Genomic DNA, 23988 nt, shown 5'->3' on the forward strand with positions numbered 1-23988 from the left:
TTTATTAACAAGTTGATATTAAATTGTTGTGTAATTGGTAACGCTTAAAAAGAAAAAAGGCACGTCACAAGTGACGTGCCTTTCGCAAGCTTAGCCTGAACTGCTACTGTTCGCTTTCATCGGTATAACGTTTCGCTTTATAGGCCGGGTGCATCAGGTTTTGCGCCGAGAAAATGTCGTCCAGCTCCGCTTCGGTCAACAGACCGCGCTCCAGCACCACTTCACGCACGCTCTTACCGGTTTCAGCACAAATCTTACCGACGATGTCGCCGTTATGGTGGCCGATGAACGGGTTGAGGTAGGTGACGATACCGATGGAGTTATACACGTAGCCTTCACACACTTCTTTATTCGCGGTGATACCGTTAATGCATTTTTCCAGCAGGTTGTAGCACGCGTTGGTCAGGATGTGGATGGATTCAAACATCGCCTGGCCAATCACTGGCTCCATCACGTTCAGCTGCAACTGACCGGCTTCAGAGGCCATGGTCACGGTGGTGTCGTTACCAATGATTTTGAAGCAGACCTGGTTCACCACTTCTGGCACCACCGGGTTGACTTTGGCTGGCATGATAGAGGAGCCCGCCTGGAGTTCTGGCAGGTTGATTTCATTCAGGCCAGCGCGCGGGCCGGAAGAGAGCAGGCGCAGGTCGTTACAGATTTTAGACAGTTTCACCGCCAGACGTTTCAGCGCGCTGTGTACCATCACGTATGCGCCGCAGTCGGAGGTGGCTTCAATCAGGTCTTCAGCCGGGACAACCGGCAGGTTAGAGACTTCCGCCAGTTTCTGCACCGCCAACTGCTGATAGCCGTCCGGGGTGTTCAGACGTGTACCGATGGCGGTTGCGCCCAGGTTCACTTCCAGCAGCAGTTCAGAGGTGCGCAGCAGGTTTTTGGTTTCTTCATTCAGCAGAACGTTAAACGCGTGGAACTCCTGACCGAGGGTCATCGGAACCGCGTCCTGCAGCTGGGTGCGCCCCATTTTCAGGATGTCCTGGAACTCAACAGCTTTACGCTGGAAGCCATCGCCCAGCTGGTTGATAGCGTCGACCAGTTTCACCACGGAGGCGTACACCGCGATGCGGAAACCGGTAGGGTAGGCATCGTTGGTGGACTGGCATTTGTTCACGTGGTCGTTCGGGTTGAGGTACTGGTATTCACCTTTCTGATGACCCATCAGCTCCAGGCCGATGTTTGCCAGCACTTCGTTGGTATTCATATTGACGGAGGTACCCGCGCCGCCCTGATAGACGTCAACCGGGAACTGATCCATGCATTTGCCGTTGTTCAGCACTTCATCGCACGCGGCGATAATCGCATTTGCAGCGCTTTTCGGAATGGTTTGCAGCTCTTTGTTTGCCAGTGCTGCGGCTTTCTTCACCATCACCATGCCACGCACAAACTCAGGGATGTCGCTGATTTTGCTGTTGCTGATGTAGAAGTTTTCAATCGCTCTCAGAGTGTGAACACCGTAGTAGGCATCCGCTGGAACTTCCCTGGTACCCAACAAATCTTCTTCGATACGAATGTTGTTTAACATGTGAACCTTCTTTTCAAGCTGCCGATGGATTGTACTAAACACACAGTATATATGTGGTTTTGAATATTTTATGACCGACGATTATTCCCTCAATCGGCCAGATGCTCGAGATCATATGCTGATAATAGCGAATTGCCGTAATCTGGATCACTTATTATCGACCCGATTCCATGATAATTATTAATCTGTGAAATGAGTCACCGCTTTAATATTTCCAAAAAAAATATCCGTGCAAACTGATTGAATTTTGGCTAACCGCCTCCATCTCTTCTACACGCGAGTTGCGAACACATTCAGACAGAGGCCAGACGCCTCTGCCACACAGGAGATGCCAGTGCGCTGGATACCGTTTATTGCTTTTTTTCTCTATGTTTACATTGAGATTTCGATTTTTATCCAGGTCGCCCATGTGCTTGGCGTCCTGCTGACGTTGATCCTGGTTATCTTCACGTCGGTGATTGGGATGTCTCTGGTGCGTAATCAGGGTTTCAAAAATTTCCTGTTAATGCAGCAGAAGATGGCGGCAGGTGAAAGCCCGGCCGCGGAGATGATTAAAAGCGTGTCGCTGATTATTGCCGGCTTGCTGCTGATCCTGCCGGGGTTCTTTACCGACTTCCTGGGGCTGTTGCTGCTGTTACCGCCGGTGCAAAAGCACCTGACCATGAAGTTAATGCCTCACCTGAGCTTCAGCCGGATGCCGGGCGGTGGTTTCAGTACCGGACCGGGCAATACGTTTGATGGCGAATACCAGCGTAAAGACGAACAGCACGACCGGTTAGACAATAAAGACGATCGTTGATTTCATGCCCGGTGGTTTAGCGCCACCGGGCGTTATTCAGATTGAACTTCGCTTCGGCAAAAACAGCCAAAGCCCCGCCAGCATCACAATGGCGTACAAACTCTTCCAGCCCACCATCGCCAGCAGCAGCAAACAGAGCACCCCGCCGATAATGGCCAGTGCTTTAAAGCGGCCTTTCAGCAGCCGACAACCCGCCAGCATACACAGCAGATAAATCATGATGAAAATGCCGTTGGCATAGACGATCAACGCATCAAGATTGATATTCAGCCAGTAAATACCCAGGGTACTCAGTACGCAGCAGCCCAGCACCGTGTTCAGCGCATTCAGCGGAAGCTGGCGTTTTGACAGCTGGGCGAGGCGGCTTTCCGGCTTGTACAACGCCTGTGACCACACCAGACGGGCAAAGCTCTGAATGTAAATATTGAGGCTGGCGAAGCAGGCGAGATAACCAATCACGCAGGCCACCCACAGGGCTTTGACGCCGAACAGTGTTACCACGATGCCCGGCAGCGATGCCGCTGCGGCTTTATCTTCACCAAAGGCATTAAAGTGCAGTACCAGCACGGTGCAGGCCCAGTAGACAGTGCCTGCCAGCAGCAGGCCAATCATCAGCGCGCGCGGGAAATCGCGCTCGGGTTGTTTAAATTCCGAAGCCAGATGCGCGAACGCCTCAAGACCCACAAAACACCAAAACATCACAGAAAGCGCTGCGAAAAGCTGTGAATGGTCGACATCGCTCACTGCCGGGAAGGGGATTTCCGCCACGGTGATGTTGCCTGCCCACCAGATAGCGGCAATCAGGGCGACGATAAGCACCGCGACCAGCGTTTGCAGATTGGCGCTGGAGCTGGCCCCACGCGAGCCGACCCACCAGACAATCGCCAGCGTACCCAGTTCGGCAAACAGCAATTGTTTGTCATGCCAGCCAAACAGCGCCTGCCCGAAGCCCGTTGCGATATGCAGTGCGGCAGGTAGCCCAACAGGGATAACCGAAAGGAAAAGCCAGCCGGTCACGCGCTCCAGGCGCGGGCCAAAGGCCATGCCGACAAAGTGGGCGACACCGCCTGCGCTGGGAAAGTGCCGCCCGAGCACGGCAAAGACAATCGCCACCGGAAAAACCAGCACAATCAACACTGGCCACGCCCACAGGCTGTTATTCCCGGCGACCAGCGCCGCGAGCGCGGGTACAGCGAAAACACCCGTGCCTAACAAGGAAGTCGAGAGTAAGCCCACGCCTTGCGCCAGCCCCAACTCCTGCTTGAGTCCACTCATTTACATCGTCCTGCCACCATCCAAAGAGAGGCGATGGTAACACTTTCGCAAATTTTTTTTCGACTACCCCTTGAAGGGGTAAAAAGCTATCCCCATCTCTCAGGGCACTAGCCGGAAAACCGTGTACGGACCGGCGTCATCCATAACTGATAATGACTTTCTCAAAGGAGAGCTATCAATGAGTATTCGTCCGTTACATGATCGTGTGATCGTCAAACGTAAAGAAGTTGAAACCAAATCTGCTGGCGGCATCGTTCTGACCGGTTCCGCAGCGGCAAAATCAACGCGTGGCGAAATCATCGCTGTCGGTAAGGGCCGCATCCTGGAAAACGGAACTGTGCAGCCACTGGACGTTAAAGTTGGTGACATCGTAATTTTCAACGATGGCTACGGCGTGAAATCCGAGAAGATCGACAATGAAGAAGTGTTGATCATGTCCGAAAGCGACATTCTGGCAATTGTTGAAGCGTAATTACGCACGAGAATTTGAGGAACTAAGAACATGGCAGCTAAAGACGTAAAATTCGGTAACGACGCTCGTGTAAAAATGCTGCGCGGCGTGAACGTACTGGCAGATGCAGTTAAAGTGACCCTGGGCCCGAAAGGCCGTAACGTAGTGCTGGACAAATCCTTCGGCGCACCAACCATCACTAAAGATGGTGTTTCTGTAGCACGTGAAATCGAGCTGGAAGACAAGTTCGAAAACATGGGCGCACAGATGGTGAAAGAAGTTGCCTCTAAAGCGAACGACGCAGCAGGCGACGGTACTACCACTGCAACCGTACTGGCACAGGCAATCATCGCAGAAGGCCTGAAAGCCGTTGCTGCGGGCATGAACCCAATGGATCTGAAACGTGGTATCGACAAAGCTGTCGCTGCTGCCGTTGAAGAGCTGAAAGCGCTGTCCGTACCGTGCTCTGACTCTAAAGCTATTGCTCAGGTTGGTACTATCTCCGCTAACTCCGACGAAACCGTAGGTAAGCTGATCGCTGAAGCGATGGATAAAGTCGGTAAAGAAGGCGTGATCACCGTTGAAGACGGTACCGGTCTGGAAGACGAACTGGACGTGGTTGAAGGTATGCAGTTTGACCGCGGTTACCTGTCCCCATACTTCATCAACAAACCAGAAACTGGCGCTGTTGAGCTGGAAAGCCCGTTCATCCTGCTGGCTGACAAAAAAATCTCCAACATCCGCGAAATGCTGCCAGTTCTGGAAGCCGTTGCGAAAGCAGGCAAACCACTGGTTATCATCGCTGAAGACGTTGAAGGCGAAGCACTGGCGACCCTGGTGGTTAACACCATGCGTGGCATCGTGAAAGTGGCTGCGGTTAAAGCACCTGGCTTCGGCGATCGTCGTAAAGCTATGTTGCAGGACATCGCAACCCTGACTGGCGGTACTGTTATCTCTGAAGAGATCGGTATGGAGCTGGAAAAAGCGACCCTGGAAGACCTGGGCCAGGCTAAACGCGTTGTGATCAACAAAGACACCACCACCATCATCGATGGCGTGGGCGACGAAGCTGCTATTCAGGGCCGCGTTGGTCAGATCCGTAAGCAAATTGAAGAAGCAACTTCCGATTACGACCGTGAAAAACTGCAAGAGCGCGTAGCGAAACTGGCAGGCGGCGTAGCAGTTATCAAAGTTGGTGCTGCAACTGAAGTTGAAATGAAAGAGAAAAAAGCACGCGTTGACGACGCCCTGCACGCGACCCGTGCTGCGGTAGAAGAAGGCGTAGTTGCTGGTGGTGGTGTTGCGCTGGTTCGCGTTGCAGCGAAAATCGCTGGACTGACCGCTCAGAACGAAGATCAGAACGTGGGTATCAAAGTTGCGCTGCGCGCAATGGAAGCACCACTGCGTCAGATCGTGTCCAACGCAGGTGAAGAGCCATCTGTTGTGGCAAACAACGTGAAAGCGGGCGAAGGTAACTACGGTTACAACGCAGCAACTGAAGAATACGGCAACATGATCGACTTCGGTATCCTGGACCCAACTAAAGTGACCCGTTCTGCACTGCAGTACGCGGCATCTGTTGCTGGCCTGATGATCACCACCGAGTGCATGGTGACCGATATGCCTAAAGGCGACGCACCTGACTTAGGTGCTGCTGGTATGGGCGGCATGGGCGGTATGGGCGGCATGATGTAATCGTGCGCTATACGGCTTAGATTGTGAAAAACCCCCGGGCAGAAATGCTCGGGGGTTTTTCTTTTGGTCATCTTTTTAGTATAAGGTTTAGACACGGACAACTACTGTCCAGCTTATTGAAAACGAGGAATAACATGCGCGTAAAAGTCTGTGCAGGGATCGTGGGAGCAGCATTGCTGCTGGCAGGTTGTAGTTCCAGCAATGAGCTGTCAGCAGCGGGCCAGGGTGTTCGCTTTGTGGAAGATAAGCCGGGTAGCGAATGCCAGTTATTAGGTACGGCAAGCGGTGAGCAAAGCAACTGGATGTCGGGCCAGCACGGTGAAGAAGGCGGCTCTATGCGCGGTGCGGCAAATGCCCTGCGTAACCAGGCTGCGGCTATGGGCGGTAATGTGATTTATGGCGTGAGCAGCCCGTCACAGGGGATGTTGTCGAGCTTTGTGCCGACAGCCAGCCAGATGAATGGCCAGGTTTATAAGTGCCCGAACTGAGTTAGCTTGCGGATAGCGCTACGCCCGGCCCCCGTAGGGCTGGTAAGCGTAGCGCCACCTGCCTTTTTACTTCTGCCGCAGCTGCAAATCCAGCGGCGTTTTGCTTGGCTCCCCACCAATCTCACGTGCCAGCTTCGGCACCATATAGCCTGAAACCAGCGTTAACAGTTCGCGCACGATCTGCCGGGCTTCTTCATCCGTCACCATGAAATGGGCCGCGCCCTGAACGCGATCCAGCACGTGCAGGTAATAGGGCATCACGCCCGCATCAAACAGCGCATTGCTCAGGTCAGCCAGCACGCGGGCGCTATCGTTTACGCCACGCAGCAGCACGCTCTGGTTCAGCAGCGTCACCCCCGCTTTACGCAAACGCGCCATCGCCGCGCGAAAATCATCGCCAATTTCGTTCGCGTGGTTAATGTGGTTCACCAGCAGCACCTGCAGTCGAGACTGCTCCAGGCGCAATACCAGGCCGTCAGTGATACGCGCCGGAATGACAATCGGTAAACGGCTGTGAATGCGCAGACGCTTAATGTGCGGGATGGCTTCGAGCTGAGTCAGCAGCCAGTCCAGCTCGTGATCTTTCGCCATCAGCGGGTCGCCGCCGGAAAAAATAATCTCATCCAGCTCCGGATGGGCGACGATATAGTCCAGCGCGACCTGCCAGTTGCGTTTATTCCCCTGGTTTTCGGCATACGGGAAGTGCCGACGGAAGCAATAACGACAATTTACCGCACAGCCGCCTTTTACCAGCAGCAGGGCTCGGTTGAGATACTTGTGCAGTAAACCCGGCACCACACTGTTCTGCTCTTCAAGAGGATCGGTGCTATATCCCGGCGAAGTAATGAACTCATCCTGCGAAGTAAGCGTTTGTTTTAATAAAGGATCGTCAGGATTTCCTTTCTCCATTCTGGCAACAAACGCGCGGGGAACACGCAGGGCAAAGAGGCGCTTCGCCTCCCGGCCTGCAAGCAACTCTGGGTGCTGATCGAGGTCTAAAAGACGCAGTAATTCATCAGGACTGGTGATTACATCGGCAAGTTGCGATAACCAATCTTCTCTGGACGGGGTGTTTAGGGTTACAATATGCGCCATTTTGTGGCTTAGCTACCAGTTAACAAATTTAGAGGGCCTTATGGCAACGTACTATAGCAACGATTTTCGTGCTGGTCTTAAAATCATGATGGACGGCGAACCGTATGCGGTTGAAGCCAGCGAATTCGTTAAACCAGGTAAAGGCCAGGCATTCGCGCGTGTTAAGCTGCGCCGCCTGCTGACCGGTACCCGTGTAGAAAAAACCTTCAAGTCTACTGACTCCGCTGAAGGCGCTGATGTTGTTGATATGAACCTGACTTACCTCTACAACGACGGTGAGTTCTATCACTTCATGAACAACTCTACTTTCGAACAGCTGTCTGCTGACGAGAAAGCAGTCGGTGACAGCGCGAAATGGCTGCTGGATCAGGCTGAGTGCATCGTGACCCTGTGGAACGGCCAGCCTATCGCTGTGACCCCACCAAACTTCGTAGAGCTGGAAATCGTTGAAACCGATCCAGGCCTGAAAGGTGACACCGCAGGTACCGGCGGCAAGCCAGCTAAACTGTCTACCGGTGCAGTGGTTAAAGTTCCACTGTTCGTACAGACTGGCGAAGTGATCAAAGTGGATACCCGCTCCGGCGAATACGTATCCCGCGTGAAGTAATTCATGTAAATGATTGATGGCGCAGCGTCCGCTGCGCCTGTTTTTGCAGGCAGGGATGATGAAACGTACCGTTAAAATTCTGCTTCTGTTGGCGCTGTCCGGCGCGTTCCTTTCCGGGTGTAATACCGCACGCGGTGTCGGCGAAGATATCAAAGATCTTGGCCATGTGATTTCTCACGCAGCCAGCTAATTTCGTCTAATTCTCCTAAAATCGCTTCCTGAGCCGTCAAATGACGGGATCTTGTCTATCCTTAAGTTGCTATTCAACAAAATAACTTTGGCTATAAAAGGAAGATATTATGGTTAAGAAGACAATTGCAGCGATCTTTTCTGTCCTGGTACTTTCTTCAGTTTTAACCGCCTGTAATACCACGCGTGGCGTCGGTCAGGATATTTCTGAAGGTGGTAGCGCAATTTCTGGTGCAGCAACAAAAGCGCAGAACTAATGAAGTTCAGACGGTACGTTGTGTCGATCTCCTCGTACCGTCAATTCTCCACTTCTTGCAGGGATAAAAACGGCGAAAAACGTGTGTCCATATGCAGTTTCATGCGGATGTTGCGTTTGTAGGTATAAACCGTTTTCCCGTTAATGCTCAAATGGCTGGCAATCTTCTGATTGCTTGCGCCATCCATCCACAGCGTGAGCACTTTCTCTTCCTGGCGGGTTAACAACGGTGCTGCGATTTGCGGTATTTCAATGCTGGCGCAGGATGTCAGCGCATCATTAATCACCGTGGCCAGCTGTTCGAGCTCGGCATTTTTCAACAGACAAGACCAGACCGGGAACTGCTCCAGGTAATTTACCATCTCCGGCTCTTCGCCTGACTGCAACAAAATAAAGGGCAGCGTTTCGCAGGCTTTCAGCAAAGAAGAGAGCTGCTGGAAATGGTGAATATCCTGTTTGAAGCCGTGCAAGTCAGCAATCACCAGCGTTGGCTTCCACTGTAGGATGTGCTCCCGGGCCAGGAAAAGATTATTCAAACCGGTCACAACATAGCTACCCGGGAACAGGCCTGAATGATTGAGCCATGCTTCAAACCCGGTGCGGGTGAAGTGACAACGGTCAATCAAAAGAATTTTGAACATATTTTTTTCGCAGTCGGCTAGTGGTTTGGCTTCCTGCCATCAGAAAGCACATCATCATAGAGAAGTCGGATGAGTGATAAATGCCTGAACTACGCGCCATACTGCGGCTATTTCTTGCCTTAACAAGTTCAGCATAAATGGATTGAAAAAAAATCGGCCGTTAACCAAAATATGCCACCTAATCTCTGCCTTGCGGGACGACCCGTAAGCGCATCTGTTCATCGGGGACGGCCCCAACTTGTATTTAAGTTAAGGAGCCAGATATGTCCTGGATTATTCTTGTTATTGCCGGTTTGCTTGAGGTTGTCTGGGCAATCGGTCTGAAGTACACCCACGGTTTTACCCGCCTGATGCCCAGCCTGATTACCGTTACCGCGATGGTTGTCAGTATTGCGCTGCTGTCGTGGGCGATGCGCACGCTGCCGGTAGGCACGGCTTATGCCGTCTGGACGGGAATTGGCGCTGTCGGGGCGGCAATTACGGGGATTTTGCTGCTGGGTGAATCGGCGAGTCTGGCACGTATCGCCAGCCTCGCCCTGATTGTTGCCGGTATTATCGGTTTAAAACTCAGCGCACATTAATGGGGTTGTTCCACCCAGATTAGTTTCGTCACATCAAACCCTTGCCGGGTCGCGACGTCCAGCATCTGCTGTTTCATTTCACTGGAGATGGTTGGCGTGCGGGAGAGTATCCAGAGATAGTCGCGATCCGGCCCGCAGACCAGCGCATGACGGTATTCTCTGTCCAGAGCTATCACGTTATACCCACCATAGAAGGGACCAAAGAACGAGACTTTAAGCGCCGCCCGATTAGGGCTGCCGGTAAAGTAGGCTTGCCCAATTGCCTGTTGCCACATGCTGCGGTCAGGGTTATAGCCGCGATTAATCACCTGGATCCCGCCATCATCCATCGAGCTATAGTTCGCGGTAACTTTCTGCAAACCCCGCTCAAAACGGTGATCGAAACGGGCAATTTCATACCACGTTCCCAGGAATCGCTGAGCATCGAAATTGTTGACGACGGTGACACCCGCAGGTGGGGTCGGAGAGCTACAGGCAACCACTAAAAACGCGGCTGTCACTGCGGCGATAACAGGCAGAATGCGCATAGGAGTTTCCTTACTGTTTTTTGTTAAGTGTAGATGACGGCAAGGAAAATGTGGGGGACGTGTGGTGTGTTTCGCCGGGTGGCGGCTTCGCCTTACCCGGCCTACAACACCGATGCGTTATGTAGGCCGGGTAAGCGTTAGCGCCACCCGGCAATGTTTTACTGCAGCGCGTCGAGGATACGGTATGCCGCCTCAACTCGCGCCGGGTTCGGATAGCTTTTATTCGCGAGCATCACAATACCGATCTGCTTTTCAGGAATAAATGCCACGTAGCTGCCAAACCCGCCAGTAGAGCCTGTTTTGTGTACCCAGGACGCTTTGACCGGGGGAGCGGGTGGATTGACCTCTGCCGCGGGCAACGGAGCCAGCGCCACCTTATTGTCGCTGCCCCCGACCACGGTTTTGGCATCGACCGGCCAGTTCAGCATTTCCCAGCCTAACCCTTGATACATGGCACCCACGCGCCAGTAGCGCGACTGCGCAAGGGCGATGCCTTGCTTAAGAGACGCATCCGTGACGGTATCTGGCGCCATGTTGGTCATCACCCAGTTCGCCATATCCTTCACGTTAGTTTTGACGCCATAGGCTTCAGCGTCCAGCATCCCCGGCGACACGCGTACCGCTTTACCGTCACGGTATCCCCAGGCGTAATGTGCCTCTTCTGCTTTCGGAACATTAATCCACGTATGGTCCAGTTTGAGCGGCTTAAAGACCCGCTTCATCATGGCCTCCTCAAAGCTCATGCCGGAAGGTTTAACCGCCAGCGCGCCGAAAAGACCGATACTGGCATTCGCATACAGGCGCGTTGTCCCGGGTTTCCACTGTGGCTGCCAGTGCTGATAGAAATTCAGCAGCGAAGCGTTGTCAGTGACCTCATCCGGGACCTGTAACGGCAGGCCGCCAGCGGTGTAGGTGGCCAGATCCAGCAGACGGATCCCCTGCCACTGTTTGCCCGTCAGTTCAGGCCAGTATTGTGTTGCAGGGTCGCTCAGTGAAATTTCATGGCGGGCAACGGCATCGCCTCCCAGCACGCCGGTGAAGGTTTTACTGATGGAGCCCAGCTCGAATAAGGTCTGCTGCGTGACGGGCAGGCGAGCGGCAACATCGGCTTCCCCGAAGGTGAAATAGTGCGGTTTGCCCTGATAAATGACCGCCACCGCCATACCGGGGATGGTCTGCGCTTTCATCAGGGGAATCACGGCGCGTTCCACCACATCAGCCAACTGTTTTTCTGACATCGTCCCGGCAAGGGCAGAACAGGAGGCGGTGAGCAGCAGAGCGCAGCAAAGTGATTTTTTCATGAGATATCTTCCGTAATAGCGAGTCAAGGGAATGTCCGGGCCCATCAGACGAGCGTAGTCTGTTGGATTTGACTGTGCATGACAAACGGTTAAATTTAGCAGGAGCTGTTAATTTTTCTAACGGACAAGACCATGACGCGCAGCTATATTCCCCTTAATTCGCTTCGTGCATTCGAAGCCGCCGCCAGGCACCTCAGTTTTACTCATGCGGCGATCGAGCTGAATGTCACCCATTCCGCCATTAGCCAGCAGGTGAAAGCACTGGAACAGCACCTAAACTGCCAGCTGTTCGTGCGCGTCTCTCGTGGCCTGATGCTGACCACGGAAGGTGAGAATTTATTGCCGGTGCTGAACGACTCTTTTGATCGCATTGCCGGAATGCTGGACCGCTTTAGCCGTCACCGGGCGCAGGAAAAACTCAAAATCGGCGTTGTCGGGACTTTCGCCACCGGCTGTTTATTCCCGCTGCTGGAGGATTTTCGCCGCAGTTACCCGCATATTGACCTCCAGCTTTCCACGCATAACAACCGGGTCGATCCGGCTGCCGAAGGGCTGGATTACACCATCCGCTACGGTGGCGGTGCATGGCACGGCACTGAGGCCATTTTTCTTTGCGCGGCGCCGCTGGCTCCTCTTTGCTCACCGGAGTTTGCCGACAGGCTACACACGCCCGCCGATATTCTGAAATTTACCCTGCTGCGCTCCTATCGACGGGATGAATGGTCGGCATGGATGCAGGCCGCGGGTGAGCCGCCGCCCTCACCGACACATCGGGTGATGGTATTTGATTCATCCGTGACCATGCTGGAAGCCGCACAGGCGGGCGTGGGGATCGCCATCGCACCGGTCGACATGTTTGCCCATCTGCTGAACAGCGAGCGTATCGTGCAGCCGTTTGCCACCCGGATCGATCTGGGCAGTTACTGGCTAACGCGATTGCAGTCCCGGACGGAAACTCCTGCCATGCACGAGTTTGCGCAGTGGCTGGTGGGGAAGATGCAGAAATAAAAAGGCCCGCCGGACGGCGGGCCTGGTCAGTCAGATGGTGACCACGGCAATCAGCGTCACCACGGTCAGAATGGTTGCCAGACCGTAGAAGACCCATTTACCGCTCGGGACATGGATTTTCAGGTCATGCATCGCATGGTGAATACGGTGCAGGCCACACCACAGCGGCAGGACAATCATCAGGAAGATGAATACGCGGCCAATAAAGCTGCTCGCGAACGCCAGCACGCGATCGTAGCCAAGCGCATCACCCGGGAACAGCCCCAGCGGCAGCAGAATGCCAACCAGCAGGATGATCACTGGCGCGATGATGGCGCTCCACATGCCGCCTGCGCCAAACAGACCCCAGAAGACCGGCTCGTCTGAACGTTTTGGATTTGGATTGATCACAGTAGTCTCCTTACCAGAACAGTGCGACAAACAGAATGACCACGGTGACTATCGCCGTCACCGCCCACAGCCCTTTAATCACCGGCTCTGGCCCCATTTTCTCGCCTTTTACGATGATGTTCGCCGCTTTTGGTGCCAGTTCAAACCAGGTTTTAGTGTGAAGCAGCGCCGCTGCAAGCACGATGAGGTTCAGGATCACCACAATCGGGTTTTGCAGGAAGCCCACAAAATTCGCCCAGGTTTCCGGGCCATGTTTGAGGGCGAACACCCCGTACATCAGTTCAATGCTGAACCAGACCGCCGGTACAGCTGTGCCTTCACGCAGCATATAGAAGCGATAAAACGGCAGATTTTTCCACCAGGTGGACGGTATTGGCCGCACGTAGGCTTTGCGTTTAGTCGTCATCATGCACTCCTTAGCGTGGTTTCAGGGTAGCGATAAGAAAGTCTTTCGAGCTTTCAACTTTACCCTGCTGAATGGCGGCGGCCGGATCGACATGCTTCGGACAGACTTCAGAGCAGTAGCCGACAAAAGTACAACTCCAGACACCGTTCTGGCTGTTAAGCTGCGCCATACGTTCTTTTTTACCATGGTCGCGGCTGTCTTCGTTATAGCGATGCGCCAGGGTAATGGCCGCCGGGCCGATGAACTCTTTATTCAGTCCGAACTGCGGGCAGGCGGCGTAGCACAGGCCACAGTTGATGCAGCCGGAGAACTGATGGTATTTCGCCATCTGCGCCGGGGTCTGGGTGTTTGGTCCCTGATCCGGCGTGCGCGGGTTGCCGATGATGTACGGCTTAATCGCTTCCAGGCTCTCGATAAAGTGAGTCATATCGACCACCAGATCGCGCTCGATCGGGAAGTTGCCCAGCGCTTCAACCTTGATCCCTTTGGTGTAATCCCGCAGGAAGGTCTTACAGGCCAGCTTCGGCACTTTGTTAACCATCATGCCGCAGGAGCCACAAATCGCCATGCGACAGGACCAGCGGTAGCTCAGGTCAGGCGCCAGGTTGTCTTTAATGTAGCCGAGCGCATCCAGCAGGGAGGTTTGCTCGTCGTAAGGTACTTCGTAGAAAGCGCTGTGCGGGGCGGCGTCCACTTCCGGGTTGTAGCGCACCACTTCAACTTTCAGTTTTTGCATCTCAGCCATTCGCCTTCTCCTTCTTCTCGGCGGCTTCTGCTTCTGCACCGTAAACGCGTTTTGCCGGCGGCAGCGTGGTGATCTTCACGTCGCTGTAGTCCAGACGCGTGGTCCCGTCCGCATCGCGCCAGGCGAGGGTGTGTTTCAGGAAGTTGACATCGTCACGTTCGGTGCAGCCTTCATCCAGACGCTGGTGCGCGCCGCGTGACTCTTTACGGGCCAGCGCAGAGTGCGCCATACATTCGGCCACGTTCAGGCCGTGTCCCAGCTCAATGGTGTAGAGCAGGTCGGTATTGAACACGCTGGAGGTATCGGTGATACGCACGCGCTTGAAGCGCTCCTGCAACTCAGCCAGCTTGTCGACGGTTTTTTGCATCAGCTCTGGCGTACGGTAGATACCGCAGCCTTCTTCCATCGACAGGCCCATCTCATCGCGGATTTTCGACCAGTTTTCGTTACCTTCCTGGTTAACGAGGTCTTTCAGGCGTTTTTCAACGTCTGCAACCTGGGCATCCAGCGCGGCGCTGTTGGCTTCGCCCGCGGTAGCGGCACGCTCCATCGCGCGCTCACCCGCCATGCGGCCAAAGACGACCAGTTCTGCCAGTGAGTTCGATCCCAGACGGTTGGCACCATGCAGGCCCACTGAGGAGCACTCGCCCACGGCGAACAGGCCTTTGATACGGGTTTCACACTGCTGATCGGTTTCGATGCCGCCCATGGTGTAGTGCGCGGTTGGACGCACCGGAATTGGCTCTTTCACAGGGTCGACGCCCACATAGGCTTTTGCCAGTTCGCAGATGAACGGCAGACGTTCCAGTAATTTCTTCTCGCCCAGGTGACGCAGGTCGAGATAGACCACATCGCCGCGCGGGGTAGGGATGGTGTTGCCTTTGCGCCACTCGTGCCAGAAAGCCTGGGATACTTTGTCGCGTGGGCCAAGCTCCATATATTTGTTCTTCGGCTCGCCGAGCGGGGTTTCCGGGCCCATGCCGTAATCCTGCAAATAGCGATAGCCGTTTTTGTTGACCAGAATACCGCCTTCACCACGGCAACCTTCCGTCATCAGGATGCCAGAGCCCGGCAAGCCGGTTGGGTGATACTGGACAAACTCCATATCACGCAGCGGTACGCCGTGGCTGAGCGCCATGCCCATCCCGTCGCCGGTGACGATCCCGCCGTTAGTGTTGTAGCGGTAAACACGGCCAGCGCCGCCGGTTGCCATCACCACGGCTTTTGCGCGGATTTGTACCAGCGTGCCTTCCATCATGTTCATCGCCACCAGGCCGCGCGCTTCGCCGTTATCCACGAGGATGTCGAGAACGAAATGCTCGTCAAAGCGCTGAATTTGCGGGAACTGAAGGGAGGTCTGGAACAGGGTATGCAGCATGTGGAAGCCGGTTTTATCGGCGGCGAACCAGGTACGTTCAATTTTCATCCCGCCGAAGCGGCGAACGTTGACGCTGCCATCCGGGCGGCGGCTCCACGGACATCCCCACTGTTCGAGCTGGGTCATTTCCGTTGGACAATGGTGCACGAAATAATCAACGACATCCTGTTCGCAAAGCCAGTCGCCCCCTGCAACCGTGTCGTGGAAATGGTATTCGAAGCTATCATGATCCTGCGCGACGGCGGCGGACCCTCCTTCAGCGGCAACCGTGTGGCTGCGCATAGGGTAGACTTTTGAAATCAGTGCGATTTTAGCGTTTGGATTAGCCTGAGCGGCTGCAATTGCAGCACGTAATCCAGCACCGCCAGCGCCTATAACGGCAAGATCGGCTTGAAAAGTTTGCACGACATTCCTCCAGGTTTTTGTTATTTCGCAATGCGATGAACTAAAGGTAGCTCACCTGCCCGGACGGGCTATCGCGAAAGCGTTTCCACTGCTCCTTTATGGGTAAAACAGTATAACCGTGTGGATGTGAGGGAAATTTGACGTGTTCGATTTTTTTGCTGTTATGTGCGGTGATTTATCATTGTGATTGATGAATTGCGTCACGGAATTATCGCCCTCAATGAAATCCGCTAATTTACTGCGCAAAATTTGTCTCTGTCCCTGCTAACGAGTAGACTTCGTGCCCTTGTTTGAAATCGGAGAAGAACTCATGAGCGAAACGGCCACCTGGCAGCCGAGCGCGTCCATCCCTAATTTGTTAAAACGCGCAGCAATTATGGCGGAGATCCGCCGCTTCTTTGCCGATCGCGGTGTACTTGAGGTGGAAACGCCGTGCATGAGTCAGGCAACGGTTACCGATATTCATCTGGTCCCGTTCGAAACCCGTTTTGTTGGTCCTGGCCACTCTCAGGGTATGAATCTGTATCTGATGACCAGCCCGGAATACCACATGAAGCGCCTGCTGGCTGCGGGCTGTGGCCCGGTGTATCAGCTGTGTCGCAGCTTCCGTAATGAAGAGATGGGTCGTCACCATAACCCGGAATTCACCATGCTGGAGTGGTATCGTCCGCATTATGATATGTACCGCCTGATGAATGAGGTGGACGATCTGCTGCAACAGGTACTGGATTGCGCAGAAGCCGAAACGCTCTCCTATCAACAGGCGTTCCAGCGCTATCTGGAAATTGATCCACTGTCTGCCGACAAAACGCAGCTGCGTGAAGTGGCGGCGAAGCTTGATTTGAGCAACGTGGCGGATACTGAAGAAGACCGCGATACGCTGCTGCAACTACTGTTCACCTTTGGTGTTGAGCCGCAGATTGGCAAAGACCGGCCTGCTTTTGTTTACCATTTCCCGGCAAGCCAGGCTTCTCTGGCGCAGATCAGCACTGAAGATCACCGCGTGGCGGAACGCTTTGAGGTTTACTACAAAGGCATTGAGCTGGCGAACGGATTCCACGAACTGACCGACGCGCGCGAACAACAGCAGCGCTTCGAGCAGGACAACCGCAAGCGTAATGCGCGTAGCCTGCCGCAGCAGCCGATTGATACTCATCTGCTGGAAGCCCTGAAAGCTGGTCTGCCAGATTGCTCTGGTGTGGCGCTGGGTGTTGACCGTCTGGTGATGCTGGCGCTGGGTGCCGGGCAGCTGGGGGATGTGATTGCCTTTACGGTAGATCGCGCCTGATTGCACTTCACGGGGTGCGGCCAACAGTCCGCACCCCGCTGACACTACAAACTTCCCGCCGGGCGCTTACGCGCCGCTGATGTCACCGTTCTTGCTGTCTTACGACCATCCAGACTTTCCAGACGCATCTGGAATGGAGGGAATGGCATATCGATACCGTGCTCGCGGAAGCCAGCCAGAATCAGCTGGTGGATCTCGTGGCGCAGCGGCATTCGATGCCCCATTTCAGCCGCATAAATACGCAGCTCGAAAATCTGGATCCCCTGCTGCAAATCGACCAGGAAGACTTCCGGTGCCGGGTTGTCTATCACCAGCGAGCAGCGCTCTGCGGCGGTGTAGAGGATCTGCGTCACCTCTTCGCTGTTCGCATCCGATGGCGCAGGTACGGTCAGCACCACACGCGTAACGGAGTCTGACAACGACCAGTTGATAAACTGCTCGGTGATAAATGCCTTATTTGGCACAATGATCTCTTTACGATCCCAGTCGCTGATCGTCGTTGCACGGGTGTTGATCCTGGTGACACTGCCGGTCAAATCGCGGATCGTCACCGTATCGCCGATACGGATCGGTTTTTCAAACAGGATGATCAGGCCGGAAACAAAGTTGGCGAAAATCTCCTGCAAGCCAAAGCCCAGGCCAACGGTAAGTGCGGCAACCAGCCACTGTAGCTTCGACCACTCAATACCAATCATCGAGAATCCAACCAGACCACCAAACAGCATGATCAGATATTTGGTGATGGTGGTAATGGCATAGCCCGTACCTGGCGCTAAATCCAGGTGTTGCAGCAGCGCCAGCTCCAGCAGGGCAGGGAAGTTACGAATAAGCTGCGTGGTGATGATTAACACCAGAATCGCAATCAGCACCGCGCCCAGGGTGATTGGCTCAAGGCTTTCTACGCCCTGAACCGTCGAGGTGACATCCCACAGCGAGATGTTTTCGAGGAAGCCAAATGCAGAGTGGATCTCGGACCACAGGAAAATCACCGAGAGCAGGGCAATCAGCATCAGGATCGAGCGTACCAGCCGCAGGGACTGGGTACTGATAGCATCAAGATCCAGTTCAACATCATCCGCATCGGTGTTCCCTTCCGTGCTGTTGGTATGGTGCGATTCCTCTTCACCTCGGGCACGCTGCGCGAGGATCTCCGCGCGGCGGTGCTTGGCACGGTCGAACGCCAGCCTGCGGCGCTGAATAAGCATCCATCGGCGGATAACGTGGTAAACCACCAGGAGCAGGAACCAGATGGCGACCGATGTTTCCAGTCGTGCCAGCAGCGCCTGCGCCGTAGCCAGATAACCTACGGCTGCCGCCAGGATCGCGAGCAGTGGAGCAGAGAGCATCAGGTTCCACAGCAGGCGGTTGAACATGTTATCCCCGCTTCCGGTTTTATCGAGATACAGCGGAATACCGGCACGTTTGAGGCTGAGCTTCACCATCGCCAGCGCGCCGCAAATCAGCATGAAGCACAGACGGCCCAACGAGCCGGAGAATTCACGGTCATTGAGGTTATCAAACATGATAAGCGCCATGATCAGCGGCACGATAAGCCCGATGCTCATCAGGTAATAACGCATGGCGCGCGCCACGCGATTACGCGGCCAGCCAAAGTGGGCTATGAACAGGCCGTTCGGACGGGCAAACGTGGCGCAAATCATCACCACCCACAGCAGCGGAACGGTGGCGGTCACCCCATCGCCAATGGCCACCGCCAGCGGATAAGGCCAGGCCTCCCGCAGGCCGTAGCCGAGCGTCATCCACAGCACCGGCAGCGGCGAGGCAACGAGAATCGACCAGAATACCGTGCGTAGCGTTAGCCAGAAGTGATCCTGCGTTACCTTACCGACGCGCGCGCTGGAGCGCTCCAGGAAGCGGGTAAAGTGCCTGCGCGAATAAATGCTGCAACCCACCAGAATCAATGCTCCCAGTAGCGGGAAGATCGTCTCTTTGCTGGTGAGCATCATCACGCTGGCCTGCCCCAACTGGCTGAAGGTATCCAGTGAGATGAGACGACGCAGATCCTGCACGATTTCAATAGGCCAGGAGAAGGTCATCGGGCGGACGTCAGAAGTCCAGAACAGGTAGCGGTGCGTCGCCTCGTTCACCTCTTTCAGCGCATCTTCAAGCTGGCTGTTAGAGACTTTCAGCTTGGTGAGCTCGAGGATAAGCGTATCGCCACCCTGAAGCAGTGAATTCAGCAGTTCGCGCTGGGTGCGCATCTGCGCGTCCAGAATGCGGTTTTGCTCACTGGTCAACGGCTGCCCGTCGGCCTGGCGGATCTGGCGGATTTGCGGCTGTTTGTTGAGAAGATCTTCAAAATGCAGGCGCTGGACGCGCAGTTGCGCCATTTCAGTATCAAGCTGTTGTGGCTTTGGCATTTCCGGCAGGCGTGCAACCTGCGCGCGTAATGCTTCGCCAAGCAGGTTTGAGGAGCCGAGCCACTGGGATTGCTCGCGCAGGGTATTCAGCGCCTGACGTACCTGCAAGGTTTGGTTAGTGGCCTGACGCTGTTGCGATGCCACCAGATCCATACGCTGTGCTTGCTGGTTCAGGGCGGCCGAAAGCTCGCGGTTGACCTTAAACTGATCGACAATCCCGACGGGCAGGTTATCGCTGTTTTCGGCAAGTAATTCCGTACTTTCCAGCGCCCGTTCGGCTTCACGCTGGCGCTGGCTGTTTAACTGGTTACGCAAGGCCTGTAGCCAGGCATCCAGCTGCTGGCTCTGCTTTTGCGCCAGCTCAGAACGCATCCGCGACAGTTCCTGGCGGTTGTTGGCCGACAGCTGTGCCAGCTCCAGCTCATCCACCAGGGCTTTTAGTCTGGCGGATTCAGCCTGAATTCCCAGATTCTGCGCCTGGTTCAGCGGGGTATTACCGGTCTGTGTCCCGACACGTCGCTCAACTTCACTGAGCTGGCGGCGGGCATCGGTTTGCTGTTGTGGAAGCTGGTTGAGCGAATCAGCAATTTCACGCGCGCGCTCCTGCTCCTGCTGAGCCATGCGGCTCTTTTCCAGAAGCTGGCTGCTGACTTGCAGGATCTCCTGATTAAGCGCGTCGGAGGTCATGCCCGCAGGCACCTCGCGCGGTTCATCGCGCAGGTTATTCAGCTGCGAGCGCAGCGTTTGCGAAAGTTTGGGGAAGTTATCGATAACCTGCTGATATTGCTGAGCACGCTCAAGGGAACCTTTGCGTTCCTCGAGCGCGTTCAGCGCGGCCTGGAGCGATTCGACGGTTTCAGGTTGTGCGGGTTTTGCCGCTTTTGCCTGCTCCAGCTCCTGGGTTATCTGTTTGGCGTCGGGGGCTGTCGCTGCGTACGCCCCCATGCTGAGGCACCAGGCCATCAGTAGTACGATAATCGGGCGCACGTCAGCGGTCCTTCTGTTGTTAGCCTTCGTCTTTTTTGTCGTCAACCAGCGGGCTGGCGTCGTGCTCTGCTGCGATCTCTTCTTCTGCCAGCGGTGCTGGCTCTGCGTCCGGCGTGGCGAAGGTTTCGGTCGAAACGGCCAGCGGCTGACCCAGTTTGGTCACTGACAGGCTTTCCAGCTGCTCCACCAGGTTTACTTTACCCGGCGCAAACAGGTTGATAACCGTAGAGCCCAGCTTGAAGCGACCCATTTCCTGGCCTTTCAGCAGCGCCACGGAGCCTTCTGCTTCGCCCGCAGGCCATGTCCAGCGCTTGATAACACCTTCGCGTGGCGGGGTGATGGTGCCCGCCCAGACGGTTTCGATGCTGCCTACAATGGTAGCACCCACCAGAATCTGCGCCATTGGGCCAAATTCAGTATCAAACAGACAGATGACGCGTTCGTTACGGGCGAACAGGTTCGGGACGTTCTGCGCGGTCAGGTGGTTCACAGAGAACAGGTCACCTGGCACATAGATCATTTCACGCAGGATGCCGTTGCATGGCATATGCACGCGGTGATAGTCGCGCGGCGAAAGATAGGTGGTGGCGAATAACCCGTTGCGGAACAGGTCAGCCATCAGGTAATTACCCGCCAGCAGCGCTTCCAGGCTGTAGTTGTGGCCTTTCGCCTGCAAAATTTTGTCGTCTTCGATTTTACCGAGCTGGCTGATGACGCCATCAGCAGGCATGACCAGCACGTTAGGGTCGGTGTTTACCGGGCGAACGTCGTCGCGCAGGGGACGGACGAAGAACTCGTTGAAAGTGCGGTAGCTTGCAGTGTCCGGCTTCTGCGCCTCTTTCATGTCGACCTTGTAGTATTTCACGAACAGATCGATGACCAGTTTGGTCAGCCAGCCTGCTCGTTTGCTCGCGCCCCAGCCCGCCAGGCGAGTGAGCCACAGTTTTGGCAGAATGTATTGAAGCGAAAGTTTAAATGAGTTTAACAAGGTAGCCTCCAGGCCATTGTTTTTGTCGTTCCTGATCCGGCATTACGCTGCCGGAACCTGAAAAAAGGGGACGATTTTAGCGATGCTTAGCTTAGTTGTCAGTTATCCGAATCAGAAAAGTTTTTACGCGTTTTTACGTCTTCCATGCTCTCAAGAATGCGGTGATAGTTTTCAAAGCGGGTTTCCGCAATTTCACCGTTTTCTACCGCTTCACGGATTGCACAACCTGGGTCGTTATCGTGTTTGCAGTCGCGATATTTGCAAGTGCCTAAATAGTCATGGAATTCGACAAAACCGTTGAAGATTTGTTCCGGCTCGAGGTGCCACAGGCCGAATTCACGCACGCCCGGGGAGTCGATCACGTCGCCGCCGTGCGGGAAGTGATACAGACGCGAGGCGGTGGTGGTGTGCTGGCCCAGACCCGAAACGTTGGACACATCGTTGGTCAGGATCTCTTGCTGGAGGCCAAGCAGGTTATTCAGCAGGCTGGATTTACCCACGCCGGATTGGCCCGCAAAGATGCTGATCCGGTCGGTCAGCGCTTCTTCTAACGGTTTCAGGCCATCTTTGGTGTGGCTGGAGACCATCAGCACGCGATAACCAATCTTACGGTAGATATCCATCTGCTCGTTAACAAAGGCCATGCCGTCGTCATCCAGCAGATCGATTTTGTTCAACACGATGATCGGTTCAACCTGAAGCGTTTCGCAAGCAACAAGATAGCGGTCGATGATATTGAGCGAAAGCTCCGGTAAAATCGCCGAAACGATGACGATCTGGTCAATGTTGGCAGCAATCGGTTTTACGCCATCGTAGAAATCCGGGCGGGTTAACACCGATGTGCGTTCATGTACGGCCTCAACGATACCTTTTACCGTCACACCTTCCGCGGCTTCTTTGCCTGGGCGCCAGACCACGCGATCACCGGTAACCAGTGAACGGATGGTGCGACGGATATTACAACGGTGGATATCTCCGTCGGCGGATTCGACATCGGCATGCATACCAAAACGGCTAATCACGACACCTTCTGTCGCTTCGCCAAACAGGTTGTCGTCGTAATCCGGCTTCTCCGAAGTGGTTTTAAGACGGCGCTGGTGATTGGCGTTGACGCGGCGCTGCTGCCCTTTGGAGAGTTTATTTTTACTCAATCGCACTGGCTCCTGGTCGCCCGTGATGGGCAAAACCTCTATGATACACTCTAATTAATACTAGTTAACCTGCTACCGCCGGTTATGCGAGAAGGGTGGAAAATAACATGAGCGCAGACGAAAACAACCTGATTTGGATTGATCTTGAAATGACCGGGCTGGATCCCGAGCGCGATCGCATTATTGAGATTGCCACGCTGGTCACCGATGCAAACCTCAATATTCTGGCCGAAGGGCCAACCATTGCCGTTCATCAGTCTGATGAACAACTTGCGCTGATGGATGACTGGAACGTGCGTACCCACACCGGCAGCGGGCTGGTGGATCGCGTGAAGGCCAGCACGCAGGGCGATCGCGAGGCGGAACTGGCGACCATTGAGTTTCTGAAACAGTGGGTTCCGGAAGGGAAATCACCTATCTGCGGTAACAGCATTGGCCAGGATCGCCGTTTCCTGTTTAAGTACATGCCGGAACTGGAAGCTTACTTCCACTACCGTTACCTGGATGTGAGCACCCTGAAAGAGCTGGCGCGTCGCTGGAAACCTGAAATTCTGGATGGTTTTAAAAAACAGGGTACCCATCAGGCGATGGATGATATCCGTGAATCTGTAGCGGAACTGGCGTACTACCGCGAGAATTTTATTAAGCTGTGATTTTTGAGGCCCGGCACCCTTGCGCTGCCGGGTTTTTGTCGTTAAATTGTGCAGCTTGCCGATTAATTAATCACTTGAACAAGATTTCGAAAAAATCGCTTTCAGGGGGGTTGCAGCTAAAAGGATTTCTCGTATAATGCGCCTCCCGTAACGACAGAGAATTACACGTTACGACAGCAACAAAAGCAGTACAGATTTGCGGGAATAGCTCAGTTGGTAGAGCACGACCTTGCCAAGGTCGGGGTCGCGAGTTCGAGTCTCGTTTCCCGCTCCAAAATTTGAAAGTATCGCAAGATACGCCAGCACCAGAACACCCAAGCGGGAATAGCTCAGTTGGTAGAGCACGACCTTGCCAAGGTCGGGGTCGCGAGTTCGAGTCTCGTTTCCCGCTCCAAAATTTGAAAGTATCGCAAGATACGCACAGCACCAGAACACCCAAGCGGGAATAGCTCAGTTGGTAGAGCACGACCTTGCCAAGGTCGGGGTCGCGAGTTCGAGTCTCGTTTCCCGCTCCAAATTCTTCTTCATATTTAAATTATCCACAGCGAAATGCTTCGTTGGGGACGTTTTCTATTGCATCTGAAATACTACTATAAACAGAGTTATCCACAGATTCTGTCGTTTACCTGAATAGAGTAAAAACTTCGCAGGGTGAATAGTATTCTCTTAATTCATTGAATTTTATTAAGAAAATTTGATTTCGAAATGTTAAAGAGATCACTTGACCTGTTTGCTAAGCCCGATGGTGCCTGAGTTCTTATTT

At 54.3% G+C, this 23988-nt stretch carries 24 protein-coding genes and 3 tRNA genes; 14 read left to right on the top strand and 13 right to left on the bottom strand.

Annotation, left to right across the window (positions count from 1 at the left end; translation table 11 throughout):
- Positions 1 to 103: 103 nt before the first annotated feature.
- Positions 104 to 1540, bottom strand: coding sequence for an aspartate ammonia-lyase (aspA, locus tag N1249_RS01710; protein WP_259834031.1), 1437 nt, complete (start codon positions 1538 to 1540; stop codon positions 104 to 106).
- A 334-nt stretch (positions 1541 to 1874) separates the two neighbouring features.
- On the opposite strand from aspA, the gene N1249_RS01715 reads away from it, so the two are divergent.
- Complete coding sequence (locus N1249_RS01715; RefSeq protein ID WP_014068587.1) at positions 1875 to 2339, top strand: FxsA family protein; 465 nt, start codon at positions 1875 to 1877, stop codon at positions 2337 to 2339.
- 36 nt (positions 2340 to 2375) lie between these two features.
- Here the strand turns inward: N1249_RS01715 and yjeH are convergent, their stop codons facing one another.
- Positions 2376 to 3614 carry an L-methionine/branched-chain amino acid transporter gene (yjeH, locus tag N1249_RS01720; RefSeq protein ID WP_259834034.1) on the bottom strand — a complete coding sequence of 413 codons (1239 nt, stop codon included), beginning with the start codon at positions 3612 to 3614 and terminating at the stop codon, positions 2376 to 2378.
- Between the two features lie 178 nt (positions 3615 to 3792).
- Here yjeH and N1249_RS01725 point away from each other — a divergent pair, with 178 nt between their 5' ends.
- The 3 genes from N1249_RS01725 (at position 3793) to N1249_RS01735 (ending at position 6248) form a co-directional block, all read left to right on the top strand.
- Positions 3793 to 4086 (top strand): co-chaperone GroES, encoded by a 294-nt coding sequence (locus N1249_RS01725; protein WP_003855929.1) that lies wholly within the window; start codon positions 3793 to 3795, stop codon positions 4084 to 4086.
- 30 nt (positions 4087 to 4116) lie between these two features.
- Positions 4117 to 5760 carry a chaperonin GroEL gene (gene groL, locus N1249_RS01730; protein ID WP_259834037.1) on the top strand — a complete coding sequence of 548 codons (1644 nt, stop codon included), beginning with the start codon at positions 4117 to 4119 and terminating at the stop codon, positions 5758 to 5760.
- Between the two features lie 134 nt (positions 5761 to 5894).
- Positions 5895 to 6248, top strand: a complete 354-nt coding sequence (locus N1249_RS01735) for a DUF4156 domain-containing protein (RefSeq protein WP_182063355.1) — start codon at positions 5895 to 5897, stop codon at positions 6246 to 6248.
- Between the two features lie 66 nt (positions 6249 to 6314).
- On the opposite strand, the gene epmB is transcribed toward N1249_RS01735, so the two are convergent.
- Positions 6315 to 7343 carry an EF-P beta-lysylation protein EpmB gene (gene epmB, locus N1249_RS01740; protein WP_259834042.1) on the bottom strand — a complete coding sequence of 343 codons (1029 nt, stop codon included), beginning with the start codon at positions 7341 to 7343 and terminating at the stop codon, positions 6315 to 6317.
- Positions 7344 to 7383: 40 nt separating this feature from the next.
- Between epmB and efp the strand changes: the two genes are divergently transcribed.
- The 3 genes from efp to ecnB all read left to right on the top strand — a co-directional run bounded on the left by efp (position 7384) and on the right by ecnB (position 8396).
- Entirely contained in the window at positions 7384 to 7950 is a 567-nt protein-coding gene (efp, locus tag N1249_RS01745; RefSeq protein ID WP_010427766.1) for an elongation factor P, read from the top strand.
- Between the two features lie 58 nt (positions 7951 to 8008).
- On the top strand, positions 8009 to 8140 hold the full coding sequence (locus N1249_RS01750; RefSeq protein ID WP_041161986.1) for an entericidin A/B family lipoprotein: 132 nt from the start codon (positions 8009 to 8011) through the stop codon (positions 8138 to 8140).
- A gap of 109 nt (positions 8141 to 8249) precedes the next feature.
- Positions 8250 to 8396 (top strand): lipoprotein toxin entericidin B, encoded by a 147-nt coding sequence (gene ecnB, locus N1249_RS01755; protein ID WP_014068593.1) that lies wholly within the window; start codon positions 8250 to 8252, stop codon positions 8394 to 8396.
- 40 nt (positions 8397 to 8436) lie between these two features.
- Here ecnB and N1249_RS01760 read toward each other — a convergent pair whose 3' ends face one another.
- Positions 8437 to 9036, bottom strand: a complete 600-nt coding sequence (locus tag N1249_RS01760) for a LuxR C-terminal-related transcriptional regulator (protein ID WP_259834048.1) — start codon at positions 9034 to 9036, stop codon at positions 8437 to 8439.
- Positions 9037 to 9299: 263 nt separating this feature from the next.
- Between N1249_RS01760 and sugE the strand changes: the two genes are divergently transcribed.
- On the top strand, positions 9300 to 9617 hold the full coding sequence (sugE, locus tag N1249_RS01765; protein ID WP_014068595.1) for a quaternary ammonium compound efflux SMR transporter SugE: 318 nt from the start codon (positions 9300 to 9302) through the stop codon (positions 9615 to 9617).
- Here sugE and N1249_RS01770 read toward each other — a convergent pair.
- Entirely contained in the window at positions 9614 to 10144 is a 531-nt protein-coding gene (locus N1249_RS01770; protein WP_259834051.1) for a lipocalin family protein, read from the bottom strand. The two genes, sugE and N1249_RS01770, sit on opposite strands and share 4 nt — an antisense overlap.
- Positions 10145 to 10302: 158 nt before the next feature.
- The gene (gene blaACT, locus N1249_RS01775) at positions 10303 to 11445 is read right to left on the bottom strand and encodes an ACT family cephalosporin-hydrolyzing class C beta-lactamase (protein ID WP_409193159.1); all 1143 of its coding nucleotides are present in this window, start codon (positions 11443 to 11445) and stop codon (positions 10303 to 10305) included.
- Positions 11446 to 11577: 132 nt separating this feature from the next.
- On the opposite strand from blaACT, the gene ampR reads away from it, so the two are divergent.
- Positions 11578 to 12453 (top strand): LysR family transcriptional regulator AmpR, encoded by an 876-nt coding sequence (gene ampR, locus N1249_RS01780; protein ID WP_259834055.1) that lies wholly within the window; start codon positions 11578 to 11580, stop codon positions 12451 to 12453.
- Between the two features lie 30 nt (positions 12454 to 12483).
- Here the strand turns inward: ampR and frdD are convergent, their stop codons facing one another.
- The 4 genes from frdD to frdA are packed head-to-tail and all read right to left on the bottom strand — an operon-like array spanning position 12484 to position 15777.
- Positions 12484 to 12843: a fumarate reductase subunit FrdD gene (gene frdD, locus N1249_RS01785; protein ID WP_259834057.1), complete on the bottom strand. Its 360-nt coding sequence runs from the start codon at positions 12841 to 12843 to the stop codon at positions 12484 to 12486.
- A gap of 10 nt (positions 12844 to 12853) precedes the next feature.
- Entirely contained in the window at positions 12854 to 13249 is a 396-nt protein-coding gene (gene frdC / locus N1249_RS01790) for a fumarate reductase subunit FrdC (RefSeq protein WP_259837957.1), read from the bottom strand.
- A gap of 10 nt (positions 13250 to 13259) precedes the next feature.
- Positions 13260 to 13994: a succinate dehydrogenase/fumarate reductase iron-sulfur subunit gene (locus N1249_RS01795; protein ID WP_042715379.1), complete on the bottom strand. Its 735-nt coding sequence runs from the start codon at positions 13992 to 13994 to the stop codon at positions 13260 to 13262.
- Positions 13987 to 15777 carry a fumarate reductase (quinol) flavoprotein subunit gene (gene frdA / locus N1249_RS01800; RefSeq protein ID WP_259834061.1) on the bottom strand — a complete coding sequence of 597 codons (1791 nt, stop codon included), beginning with the start codon at positions 15775 to 15777 and terminating at the stop codon, positions 13987 to 13989. The genes N1249_RS01795 and frdA overlap by 8 nt, the downstream gene beginning before the upstream one ends.
- A 310-nt stretch (positions 15778 to 16087) precedes the next feature.
- On the opposite strand from frdA, the gene epmA reads away from it, so the two are divergent.
- Positions 16088 to 17065 (top strand): elongation factor P--(R)-beta-lysine ligase, encoded by a 978-nt coding sequence (epmA, locus tag N1249_RS01805; RefSeq protein ID WP_259834062.1) that lies wholly within the window; start codon positions 16088 to 16090, stop codon positions 17063 to 17065.
- 44 nt (positions 17066 to 17109) lie between these two features.
- On the opposite strand, the gene mscM is transcribed toward epmA, so the two are convergent.
- The 3 genes from mscM to rsgA all read right to left on the bottom strand — a co-directional run bounded on the left by mscM (position 17110) and on the right by rsgA (position 22572).
- Positions 17110 to 20433, bottom strand: coding sequence for a miniconductance mechanosensitive channel MscM (gene mscM / locus N1249_RS01810; RefSeq protein WP_259834064.1), 3324 nt, complete (start codon positions 20431 to 20433; stop codon positions 17110 to 17112).
- Between the two features lie 19 nt (positions 20434 to 20452).
- Entirely contained in the window at positions 20453 to 21421 is a 969-nt protein-coding gene (gene asd, locus N1249_RS01815; protein WP_259834066.1) for an archaetidylserine decarboxylase, read from the bottom strand.
- Between the two features lie 98 nt (positions 21422 to 21519).
- Positions 21520 to 22572, bottom strand: coding sequence for a small ribosomal subunit biogenesis GTPase RsgA (rsgA, locus tag N1249_RS01820; RefSeq protein WP_259834068.1), 1053 nt, complete (start codon positions 22570 to 22572; stop codon positions 21520 to 21522).
- 107 nt (positions 22573 to 22679) lie between these two features.
- Here rsgA and orn point away from each other — a divergent pair, with 107 nt between their 5' ends.
- The 4 genes from orn (at position 22680) to N1249_RS01840 (ending at position 23740) form a co-directional block, all read left to right on the top strand.
- Entirely contained in the window at positions 22680 to 23225 is a 546-nt protein-coding gene (gene orn / locus N1249_RS01825) for an oligoribonuclease (RefSeq protein WP_217188152.1), read from the top strand.
- A 198-nt stretch (positions 23226 to 23423) separates the two neighbouring features.
- Positions 23424 to 23499: transfer RNA gene (locus tag N1249_RS01830), tRNA-Gly, on the top strand.
- 44 nt (positions 23500 to 23543) lie between these two features.
- Positions 23544 to 23619 (top strand) — tRNA-Gly (locus N1249_RS01835).
- 45 nt (positions 23620 to 23664) lie between these two features.
- Positions 23665 to 23740, top strand: a tRNA-Gly gene (locus N1249_RS01840).
- Positions 23741 to 23988 lie beyond the last annotated feature (248 nt).

The sequence above is a fragment of the Enterobacter sp. CP102 genome, from assembly GCF_025152625.1.
GTDB classification, from domain to species: Bacteria; Pseudomonadota; Gammaproteobacteria; order Enterobacterales; family Enterobacteriaceae; genus Enterobacter; species Enterobacter soli.

What these genes read in the sequence shown, in the direction of transcription:
- N1249_RS01760 (WP_259834048.1), bottom strand. Translation starts at nt 9,036, where the DNA reads ATGTTCAAAATTCTTTTGATTGACCGTTGTCACTTCACCCGCACCGGG.
- epmA (WP_259834062.1), top strand. Translation starts at nt 16,088, where the DNA reads ATGAGCGAAACGGCCACCTGGCAGCCGAGCGCGTCCATCCCTAATTTG.
- aspA (WP_259834031.1), bottom strand. Translation starts at nt 1,540, where the DNA reads ATGTTAAACAACATTCGTATCGAAGAAGATTTGTTGGGTACCAGGGAA.
- epmB (WP_259834042.1), bottom strand. Translation starts at nt 7,343, where the DNA reads ATGGCGCATATTGTAACCCTAAACACCCCGTCCAGAGAAGATTGGTTA.
- efp (WP_010427766.1), top strand. Translation starts at nt 7,384, where the DNA reads ATGGCAACGTACTATAGCAACGATTTTCGTGCTGGTCTTAAAATCATG.
- N1249_RS01750 (WP_041161986.1), top strand. Translation starts at nt 8,009, where the DNA reads ATGAAACGTACCGTTAAAATTCTGCTTCTGTTGGCGCTGTCCGGCGCG.
- sugE (WP_014068595.1), top strand. Translation starts at nt 9,300, where the DNA reads ATGTCCTGGATTATTCTTGTTATTGCCGGTTTGCTTGAGGTTGTCTGG.
- yjeH (WP_259834034.1), bottom strand. Translation starts at nt 3,614, where the DNA reads ATGAGTGGACTCAAGCAGGAGTTGGGGCTGGCGCAAGGCGTGGGCTTA.
- frdC (WP_259837957.1), bottom strand. Translation starts at nt 13,249, where the DNA reads ATGACGACTAAACGCAAAGCCTACGTGCGGCCAATACCGTCCACCTGG.
- blaACT (WP_409193159.1), bottom strand. Translation starts at nt 11,445, where the DNA reads ATGAAAAAATCACTTTGCTGCGCTCTGCTGCTCACCGCCTCCTGTTCT.
- N1249_RS01770 (WP_259834051.1), bottom strand. Translation starts at nt 10,144, where the DNA reads ATGCGCATTCTGCCTGTTATCGCCGCAGTGACAGCCGCGTTTTTAGTG.
- ecnB (WP_014068593.1), top strand. Translation starts at nt 8,250, where the DNA reads ATGGTTAAGAAGACAATTGCAGCGATCTTTTCTGTCCTGGTACTTTCT.
- ampR (WP_259834055.1), top strand. Translation starts at nt 11,578, where the DNA reads ATGACGCGCAGCTATATTCCCCTTAATTCGCTTCGTGCATTCGAAGCC.
- N1249_RS01725 (WP_003855929.1), top strand. Translation starts at nt 3,793, where the DNA reads ATGAGTATTCGTCCGTTACATGATCGTGTGATCGTCAAACGTAAAGAA.
- N1249_RS01795 (WP_042715379.1), bottom strand. Translation starts at nt 13,994, where the DNA reads ATGGCTGAGATGCAAAAACTGAAAGTTGAAGTGGTGCGCTACAACCCG.
- N1249_RS01735 (WP_182063355.1), top strand. Translation starts at nt 5,895, where the DNA reads ATGCGCGTAAAAGTCTGTGCAGGGATCGTGGGAGCAGCATTGCTGCTG.
- groL (WP_259834037.1), top strand. Translation starts at nt 4,117, where the DNA reads ATGGCAGCTAAAGACGTAAAATTCGGTAACGACGCTCGTGTAAAAATG.
- orn (WP_217188152.1), top strand. Translation starts at nt 22,680, where the DNA reads ATGAGCGCAGACGAAAACAACCTGATTTGGATTGATCTTGAAATGACC.